Below are 7,811 nucleotides of genomic sequence, written 5' to 3' on the forward strand. Positions count from 1 at the left end.
TTTAGGATTCTCTTCAATGTAATTCAGTATATTGCTCATGCTTCTGTGTAAAAATAACTCTTTAATCTTCTTTTATCACAGAATAATACTATTTTTGAGATGTCTAATAATTCAGCGACGAACTCATAAGAATTTTCCATGAAATTGACCCAATTGTCGCCATAAAGACCAATATAAAAACTACTATGTCGTCGAACAATCCTTAAGGATTATTTAATTCGTCCAACATATTTTTGAACACCCATACGTTTAATTTTTTGACCAGATATAGTTGCAGCCGTATAAGCAAGTGAGATTAATAATATTAAGGAAATTAGCCTTTGTCCTGATACATTAGTATTTTCTAAGTTATAACCACCGCTCTTAAAATCTCTAAACATCTCTACCCTTCGGGAACGCCAAGGGCGAACAATATCAAAACGTTGTTTATAAGCTCTAATAACGGAATCTAAATCATCTAAGTTGGTAAGGATAAACCAACCCTCCTCCGGCGCAACTCCTAAACGTTTACGCTTCCATTTAGCAGCAAGAATAAAGCTAATAAATTCTGTAGACTTTGTATATTTAATACCTTGATAAAAGAAAGAAAGTCCAGGCGCTAAACCTAAATCTCTTAATTGCAGCCAAATTTCCGGTTCTATTTCTATAAATGCATCTTTTTTTAAGCGTAAACAGAAATATACTTTCTGCTCTGTCAGCCAGTTAGCTAGTTTTACAGAGCAAAACTCTCTATCTGCTAATACAACAGTTTGATAATTATTAAAAAGGGGTAATGCTTTATTAAAAACAGTTTTTTGCTCATCAAAATTGCTCGAACCTAACTTGTCTAATAACTCAAAACATATTGGGATAGACCTTTTATCCCAAACTACACTAATTATTAAGAGATTAATACACCCCCAATTAGTCCGGTCAATTACTAAATAAATAACTTCATTTAAGGGAAAATATATCTCTAACCAGCTTTTAATAACCCAAGTTGCGGGTTATCAAGCTGTGGGTACTAAGACTTGAATAGTCGTGCGATCGTTCGCGACGAAGTGGCGGTTGCGCGTCGCGAACCGCCACTTCAACTAACTCCACAACCAGAATACTGAATGAGATTAAAGCATTATATTTTACTCATTCAATAAATGCTTGTTTCAAAGTAAAAGCAAAAATGAATGCTTCTAACTTCAGTAAAAACCCTTCGTAGGTAACAGCATGGATTGACTTTGGAAAGACACAAGTGATGCTACTAAATACCGTTTCAATGTAATGTCGAGTACACTGCTTGATATACTGATTCCACGGCTCATCTATATCTATTTCAGGGTATTTTGTCTCCCCTCAAGGGGCCAGTTATTACAACGGTGAATTAATACTGCAACCACAGTAGCGCTTGACTCAACAGCAATAGCTAGAACTGCTAGATACCCATCCTATGTTTACTGGCAAGTGTCCTCAGTGCCAGCATGAGTTTGATCGCGACTGGTCGGCGCGTGTTCACTGGGATTGCCCGAAATGTGGCTGGATGGATGATACTGTGTAGTTGTTGATGAGTTTTAGGGGGTAATCAAAGGCTATGACCCTCTGGTTATAAGTGAAACTAATGCTGAATATCAAGACATACTTAATGAAATGATTAGGATAGGAAAGCTAAAAGCAGAATATAAAGACATACTTTTAGAAATCAGTGAGCTTGGCAGCAAGGCTTGTGCTAATAGGCTAATTTTCGGTTTTGGGTGGGGGGAAGATGCCAATCATGTTGTTCTCAATGAATATGAAATACTTGATAAAAACGGTAATTTTTTGTATTTAACTTTCTTAGAAGCGCGTGAATACCTTCAGAATTTAATTGCTGAAATTGAACCAGGTTAGTTAATAGTTTTTGGTCTAATTGCTGCTACTTTGACTTAAATTACTGCTGCCACCGATTTGAGTAGCGCCCTCTGGTGCTGGTGGGTGGTAAGTCATAGAGTGTAACCCCAAACGATCAGGACCAATAAAACGGTTGAGAGTGAATGAAATACCGCCAAGCATGACTCCAATTACTCCTTTAGAACCGATGCTTGCTTTGAGGAGCCACAATCAAAAAGATCATTCGCAACCTTTAGTGAGCGTAGCGTTAGCCTGCAATTATGATTTTCAGTTCTCCATCTTTGTATAAAAATCTCACAGTCCGATGGCGTATCCGCCCTTTCCAGTGGCGATCGCCTTTCATAAAATCAAGCGAGTCAAAATTGCACCCCTGGAGCGATCGCCTTTACAGAATACAAGCTAGGAAAAATTAAACGAGGTAGAGGAGCAATCGCATAAACTAACTGCTGTCGAATGCAAATTATTTTGTAGCAGGTGGGGTGTCAACTCGCTCGTTGAGTTCTTGAAGTTGTTGGTTTAATTCCCTTTGTCGTTTGAGCAAAATTTCCAAATCTTGCTTCGTTGCTAAATCCGCCCTGTTAGCAGGAATAAGTTGATTTAGCCTCTCTAGGCACGTATTCAAGCTAGAAGCAAATTCATAGCGCGTAACTGGGCGCGAACCTTGATATGTACCATCAGGATACCCAGATAGGCAACCTGCCTGGGGAGCTGTGTTGTGCCCGTTGCTTGGTGTTTGTGACAAAGTTTTTGATGGATAGAAAATAATTGTTGCTAGTGCCAAGGTAGTTGTAAGGGTGGCGAATGGGAGCAAGCCAGCAATTGAGGACATCTTAAACATTAATCGCAGCTACAAGCCATTTACTCCTTCACCTTATCAAATTAATATTCGGCTTTCAAACTTGAGCTTAATTCTTAAAGTAGATGAGAAAAAGAATCAAAAATGCATATACTGCAATTATCAAGCAATGAATTAATAAGCCCCTAGTTTTAGACCTGCTAGGAGCTTTTTCTTAATTTGTTATCTATTCAACTAAGGTGTATATCATAAGAAGTAACAGCATTCATCCTCAAGGCTATTAATAGTTGGTTCTGTTGGTAGATTGAATGTCAATATTTAGATTGCTATTGTGTATTTGTCATTAAAAAACGTTTATCAAATAAAAACAATGAATATTCTTGCTTGGATTGTTTTAGGTCTAATTGCTGGTGCTATTGCCAAGGCTATCTACCCCGGTCATCAAGGTGGCGGAATTCTCGGAACAATCTTATTAGGAATCATCGGTGCTTTTGTTGGTGGCAGTCTGGGCGTATTCTTCAATACGGGAAGCTTTACTTTAGCAGCTTCAACTCTTAGCACTCCCGGTATCGCGGTAGCAGTTCTTGGTGCAATTGTTGCAGTCTTCTTGTGGAACGCGTTAACTAGCCGCAGTGCTTTGTAATCAATCAAATTGGAATTAATTAATAGTAAAAATCAGTCCCCTCATTTCACTATATTTTCTCCCTGAATTAAAATAAAACAATAGCGCTTACCTATATTTCAATACAGTTCAGTTAAGGGTTATTGGTGTAGGTAATTGGTCTTTAAGACGTGATAAATCGCGTCTCTACATGAGGGTTTTGGGCTTATCTGAACCGTATTGACCTATATTTAGGTAGGCGCTAATATTATTTTGTTGGGGTGCGATGCGGTTCAAGCGATCGGCCCCGTAAAATACAAGCGAGGAAAAGCCAGCTTCAAGAGCGATCGCTTGTGACAAAGCAATACACTTGCTATGCACGAAAAATCAAAGAGTGCGATGGCGTACCCGCCATGAATCGGTGGCATCGCACCCTTAAACTCGTTAATGTACAGCTCTGTTTATTGAAATATATGAGTATTGTGTAGGGTGATTTATTTTTTTCATACAAATTTAACCCTAACTTACCTGAATGCAACCTATACTTTAGCTGTATTTTCTAACAAAGAATTTTATGCTGAAGTTACATTCTTTCGCTAAGTTTTCTTTATTGACAGTATTATCAACAATCTTGGTTTGGCAGTACCCAGCTTTTGCTTGGAATAAAGCTGGCCACATGGTTTCCGGCGCAATTGTTTACAGTGAAATCAAGCAGAATCATCAACAAGTAATTAAGAAAATTGCTGCGATTTTAAAAGAACACCCTGAATACTCTAAATTTGAGCAGCAGTGGAATTCTCTCAATCGGTCTAATATTTCTGCTGAAAATAAAAATTTGTACTTATTTATGTGGGCTGCAAAATGACCAGATGAAGCCCGCAGTAACCAAGCATTTAATCACGAAACTTGGCACTATATCAATTTTCCTTATCAACCAGGCAGTTCTTCAAATTCAAACAAGCGTGAAATTCCAGGTGAAGAAAATATTATCTATGCTTTTCAAAAAAATCTTGATATTGTTCAAAGCAATGCCAGCAATAGTGAAAAAGCAGTTGCAATATGCTGGCTATTCCATCTAGTAGGAGATGTGCATCAGCCATTGCACGCCACAAAATTAATAACTAACCAGTATCCTGAACCAGAAGGTGATAGAGGTGGTACACGTTTTTATATTAGAGTTAAACCAGATAGTCAAACAATTAGTTTGCATAAATTCTGGGATGACCTCATACTAGGCTCAGAAAACTTTCAAACTGTTCGCAACACCGCAACCAAGATAAGAGCCGACTATCAACGCAGTAAATTGCCAGAATTAAGAGAAACTCAATTTAATAATTGTTTAATTACGCCATTATTCGCAACATTGCTGTTGTTTTTGCAACCTTTGGTGGTACAAGCTTTCGTAGCGCAGATTTAACTGATGTTAATTTTACGAGAGTCATACTTAAAAGTACGGATTTTAGAAAAGCTATTCTGACTCGTACTTTTTGAGCGAGAATACCCATAGTTAAAGTTAAGTTCTGTATCTGTAACCAGCTTCTCGTTTTAGAAGTTCCCGTGCGCCAAAAATAGGGCTAATGCAGTTATTTAATTTGCCAAATATGTATAACGCCAATCACAGTCAGCTTTTAGCGCTGTTGCAATTTCTTTCCAATTGTCTGGATATACACCCTGACTCATGACGATGTATTTTTGCAATCTATAGTGACTTATCAATCAACAAAGCTTATCTTAAAATCGACTAAGTTAAAAGCAGGCGTTGCCACAAGAATTTTTCGTCAATTCAGAAGTTAGCTCATAAAAATTATGCAAAAAATTCATATTTATGCACAGCAGGGAGATATTGCAGGAGTCGCACGTAAAATAGCCAATGGGGTTGATATTGAGCGCGTAGACGAGTATTCCCAGCAAACACCATTAATGTGTGCGGTTAGTAGCCCCAATGCAGGTGTTAATATGATTCGCTTCCTCTTGGAACATGGCGCTAATGTGAATGCTGTTCAACAAGAATCTCAAAATACCGTACTTGGGTTGGCTGTGCAGTCAGGAAATCTAGATAAAATCCAACTGATTCTGGATGCTGGAGCGGATATTAACTATCAAAGCCTAGACGGATATGATGTCTTAATCAATGCCATGCATGGTCGAGATATTTTGCAAGATCAAAACTTAATATCAACTTTGAATTTACTCATCTCTAAAGGTGCTGCTGTCAATGGCATGAGTAGGTATGGTGAGTCTGCAATCAAAGTAGCTGCTCATCTTGGGAGATTTGATGCTGTCAAATTATTATTGAATGCGGGTGCTAACCCAGAGCAGCTGAGATGGACAGAATTAATGCACGCTATAGTTTTTGGGAGCTTAGAGCAAGTATTGTTATTGCTAGAGCAAGGAGCAGATCAAGATGTGCGTGATTGTTGGCATAGAACCCCTTGGTTATTGAGTATTCAGGTGGGTGAACTACCTAAAGCCAAATTACTCCTAGCTGCAAGAGTAAATCACAACGATGTCGGAAACTGCGGAAAAACACCGTTAATGTATGCGATAGAAAATAATAGGCTCGAAGTCCTACAGTGGCTAATTGCAGAGGGATTTGATATTGAAGCCACTGATTACTTTAGTAACACTGCGTTAATAATCGCAGCAGAGCATGGTGCTACTGATTGCGTCAAAATTTTACTAGAAGCTGGCGCAAACCCTAGCAGAATCAATAATTGCGATGACAAAGCCATCAAGATAGCTACAAACAAGGAAATTGTTAGAATGTTAATTGCAGTTGGCGAAGATGTGAGCGATATTAACGATGATATGCGGCGATCGCTGACCGGTATTGCTAACAGCAAATTCTCATTATCACAATTATCGCCAAAACAGTATTTTGCTGGCAAACATCCGCGCTTTGGCAAAGCTAATCCAGAATTGATGAAAATCTCCTTTTGGCAGGCAATGATTTGTGAGGGTTGTTCTGCTTATACAGCCAAAAATATTTTTAATGATAAAGAGAATTGGCAAGATAAAGCATGGTGCTATGATCGATTTGGCAGAACCATTACACAATTACCAGATGGCAGAATTGTAGAAATTGCTGGTGAACATGAAGACTACTATGACCCTGATTTTTGTATCTATAACGATGTTGTAGTTTATCAAGGTGATGGAAATTTTCAGATTTTTGGTTATCCCAAAGATATTTTTCCGCCAACTGATTTTCATTCAGCTACATTAGTTGGAAAATACATATATATTATTGGTAGTTTAGGATATGCCGATGCAAGAATTTATAATGAAACTCAAGTTTATAGATTAGATTGGCACGCCTTTGAAATAGAAAAATTATCAACAACTGGTAATAAACCAGGATGGATTAGTAGACACAAAGCTTACTACAAAGAACAAGATAAAATTTATATTACTGGCGGAAAATTGTGTGTAATGGGTAATGAAAAATCAGAAGATTATATAGAGAACTTGGATGATTACGTCTTAGATTTAGTCAACTTAACTTGGAGTCGGGCTACTATTTAAATATAAATTCTATCTCTGACTACTAAAGTTCATTTAATTTGGTGATATAAAGGTCTTCAGAGAAGGAATTATTATTGCCTCGAACCTTCCAGATGTGGGGTAGGTGCTTGCTATCAGCTAAGACTTTCGCCCTTTCCTACATCCTCAACGCTTTTAAAGTCCCAATTGATTAGTTCTTTGTTCACTAGCTCGATCAACTCGCTGCCACAGTTCACGGTCTTCTCGATAAATAGCCAACACTGCAATTGCATCTTTTGCATCAATGTCTTTTCCTTGAGCCACTAGTGAAATTAGGAAATCTATTGCTTTATCTTGTCGCAATATCTCAATTGCTAGTAACAATGTGCGCCGAAGTTCTACATTCCTTGTTTGCTCCCAGGAATTTCTGAGATGATCAAATGCTTCTGGAGTTTAGACTAAACGCATGACAAAGTAACTCAGGATAACTGAGTGACAAGCTTTACACCCAAAAATGGAAAAATCAAAGAATTAAGCAGATTGTGGCACTTGTTTTTTTTTGTTTGGGAGTGCTTTTTTTGACAGTTGGATAACGAATTCTACGAGTACGAGTTTGACCTTCTGTCCATCCAGGGGACTTTCCACGGGGTTTGGGAGCCTGAGCAGGTGTCCCAATTGCCGCGAAAATTTCTCCCATCGCTTGAGCTACTCGTCCGGGACTCAGCTTGGGTTTTGGCTTTTGCCAGGGGAGAGGGTTGTCGGTAACAAAATCGCGTGCTAACCATAATTGCCAAGTCATCAGTGGTAAAAGATCACTCCACCGCTCAGACTGTTCGGGAGTGCTGAGATTTGGAAGCGTCCAATGTAATCGTTGTTTGGCAAATCTATACCAGTGGTCAATGGCAAATCGGTGAAAGTAAAGTCGCCATAATTGGGAAAGAGCAGACATGGACATGGACAGCCACACTAACCATACCCCTCTTCTGTCACTTTCCGGAATAAGTAAGTAGTAAATAAGTTAAATTATCCAGAAGCATAACCAGGTTTAAATTGATTCATTGCAGCAATTAA

Annotated in this window: 9 protein-coding genes and 3 pseudogenes; 6 read left to right on the forward strand and 6 right to left on the reverse strand. The window is 38.4% G+C overall.

Annotation, left to right across the window (positions count from 1 at the left end):
• Positions 1 to 95: 95 nt before the first annotated feature.
• Positions 96 to 974, reverse strand: a pseudogene (locus V7K45_RS27445) (IS4 family transposase); the annotation flags it as partial.
• Between the two features lie 148 nt (positions 975 to 1,122).
• Positions 1,123 to 1,299, reverse strand: a pseudogene (locus V7K45_RS33100) (IS982 family transposase); the annotation flags it as partial.
• A gap of 321 nt (positions 1,300 to 1,620) precedes the next feature.
• On the opposite strand from V7K45_RS33100, the gene V7K45_RS27450 reads away from it, so the two are divergent.
• Positions 1,621 to 1,860: a hypothetical protein gene (locus tag V7K45_RS27450; RefSeq protein WP_335008278.1), complete on the forward strand. Its 240-nt coding sequence runs from the start codon at positions 1,621 to 1,623 to the stop codon at positions 1,858 to 1,860.
• A 460-nt stretch (positions 1,861 to 2,320) separates the two neighbouring features.
• Here the strand turns inward: V7K45_RS27450 and V7K45_RS27455 are convergent, their stop codons facing one another.
• Positions 2,321 to 2,689 carry an S-layer homology domain-containing protein gene (locus V7K45_RS27455; protein ID WP_335008280.1) on the reverse strand — a complete coding sequence of 123 codons (369 nt, stop codon included), beginning with the start codon at positions 2,687 to 2,689 and terminating at the stop codon, positions 2,321 to 2,323.
• Positions 2,690 to 3,026: 337 nt separating this feature from the next.
• On the opposite strand from V7K45_RS27455, the gene V7K45_RS27460 reads away from it, so the two are divergent.
• A complete protein-coding gene (locus V7K45_RS27460; protein ID WP_335008282.1) occupies positions 3,027 to 3,299 on the forward strand; it encodes a GlsB/YeaQ/YmgE family stress response membrane protein in 273 nt (90 codons plus the stop codon).
• A gap of 165 nt (positions 3,300 to 3,464) precedes the next feature.
• On the opposite strand, the gene V7K45_RS27465 is transcribed toward V7K45_RS27460, so the two are convergent.
• The gene (locus tag V7K45_RS27465) at positions 3,465 to 3,638 is read right to left on the reverse strand and encodes a hypothetical protein (protein ID WP_335008284.1); all 174 of its coding nucleotides are present in this window, start codon (positions 3,636 to 3,638) and stop codon (positions 3,465 to 3,467) included.
• Positions 3,639 to 3,831: 193 nt separating this feature from the next.
• Between V7K45_RS27465 and V7K45_RS27470 the strand changes: the two genes are divergently transcribed.
• From V7K45_RS27470 to V7K45_RS27485, 4 genes and pseudogenes are all read left to right on the forward strand, one after another.
• Positions 3,832 to 4,122 carry a hypothetical protein gene (locus tag V7K45_RS27470; RefSeq protein ID WP_335008286.1) on the forward strand — a complete coding sequence of 97 codons (291 nt, stop codon included), beginning with the start codon at positions 3,832 to 3,834 and terminating at the stop codon, positions 4,120 to 4,122.
• 12 nt (positions 4,123 to 4,134) lie between these two features.
• Positions 4,135 to 4,674, forward strand: a pseudogene (locus tag V7K45_RS27475) (S1/P1 nuclease); the annotation flags it as partial.
• Positions 4,620 to 4,748 carry a pentapeptide repeat-containing protein gene (locus tag V7K45_RS27480; RefSeq protein WP_442942060.1) on the forward strand — a complete coding sequence of 43 codons (129 nt, stop codon included), beginning with the start codon at positions 4,620 to 4,622 and terminating at the stop codon, positions 4,746 to 4,748. The pseudogene V7K45_RS27475 and the gene V7K45_RS27480, both read left to right, overlap by 55 nt.
• 315 nt (positions 4,749 to 5,063) lie before the next feature.
• Positions 5,064 to 6,782: an ankyrin repeat domain-containing protein gene (locus V7K45_RS27485; protein ID WP_335008288.1), complete on the forward strand. Its 1,719-nt coding sequence runs from the start codon at positions 5,064 to 5,066 to the stop codon at positions 6,780 to 6,782.
• A gap of 153 nt (positions 6,783 to 6,935) precedes the next feature.
• Here V7K45_RS27485 and V7K45_RS27490 read toward each other — a convergent pair whose 3' ends face one another.
• On the reverse strand, positions 6,936 to 7,103 hold the full coding sequence (locus tag V7K45_RS27490; protein WP_335008290.1) for a hypothetical protein: 168 nt from the start codon (positions 7,101 to 7,103) through the stop codon (positions 6,936 to 6,938).
• A 160-nt stretch (positions 7,104 to 7,263) separates the two neighbouring features.
• A complete protein-coding gene (locus V7K45_RS27495; protein ID WP_335008292.1) occupies positions 7,264 to 7,689 on the reverse strand; it encodes a hypothetical protein in 426 nt (141 codons plus the stop codon).
• Between the last annotated feature and the right edge of the window lie 122 nt (positions 7,690 to 7,811).

Source organism: Nostoc sp. (genome assembly GCF_036917375.1).
Classification (GTDB): Bacteria; Cyanobacteriota; Cyanobacteriia; order Cyanobacteriales; family Nostocaceae; genus Nostoc.

Excerpts from the sequence above, each read along its gene's own strand:
- V7K45_RS27455 (WP_335008280.1), bottom strand. The coding sequence starts at position 2,689 with ATGTCCTCAATTGCTGGCTTGCTCCCATTCGCCACCCTTACAACTACC.
- V7K45_RS27485 (WP_335008288.1), top strand. The coding sequence starts at position 5,064 with ATGCAAAAAATTCATATTTATGCACAGCAGGGAGATATTGCAGGAGTC.
- V7K45_RS27460 (WP_335008282.1), top strand. The coding sequence starts at position 3,027 with ATGAATATTCTTGCTTGGATTGTTTTAGGTCTAATTGCTGGTGCTATT.
- V7K45_RS27470 (WP_335008286.1), top strand. The coding sequence starts at position 3,832 with ATGCTGAAGTTACATTCTTTCGCTAAGTTTTCTTTATTGACAGTATTA.
- V7K45_RS27495 (WP_335008292.1), bottom strand. The coding sequence starts at position 7,689 with ATGTCTGCTCTTTCCCAATTATGGCGACTTTACTTTCACCGATTTGCC.
- V7K45_RS27450 (WP_335008278.1), top strand. The coding sequence starts at position 1,621 with ATGATTAGGATAGGAAAGCTAAAAGCAGAATATAAAGACATACTTTTA.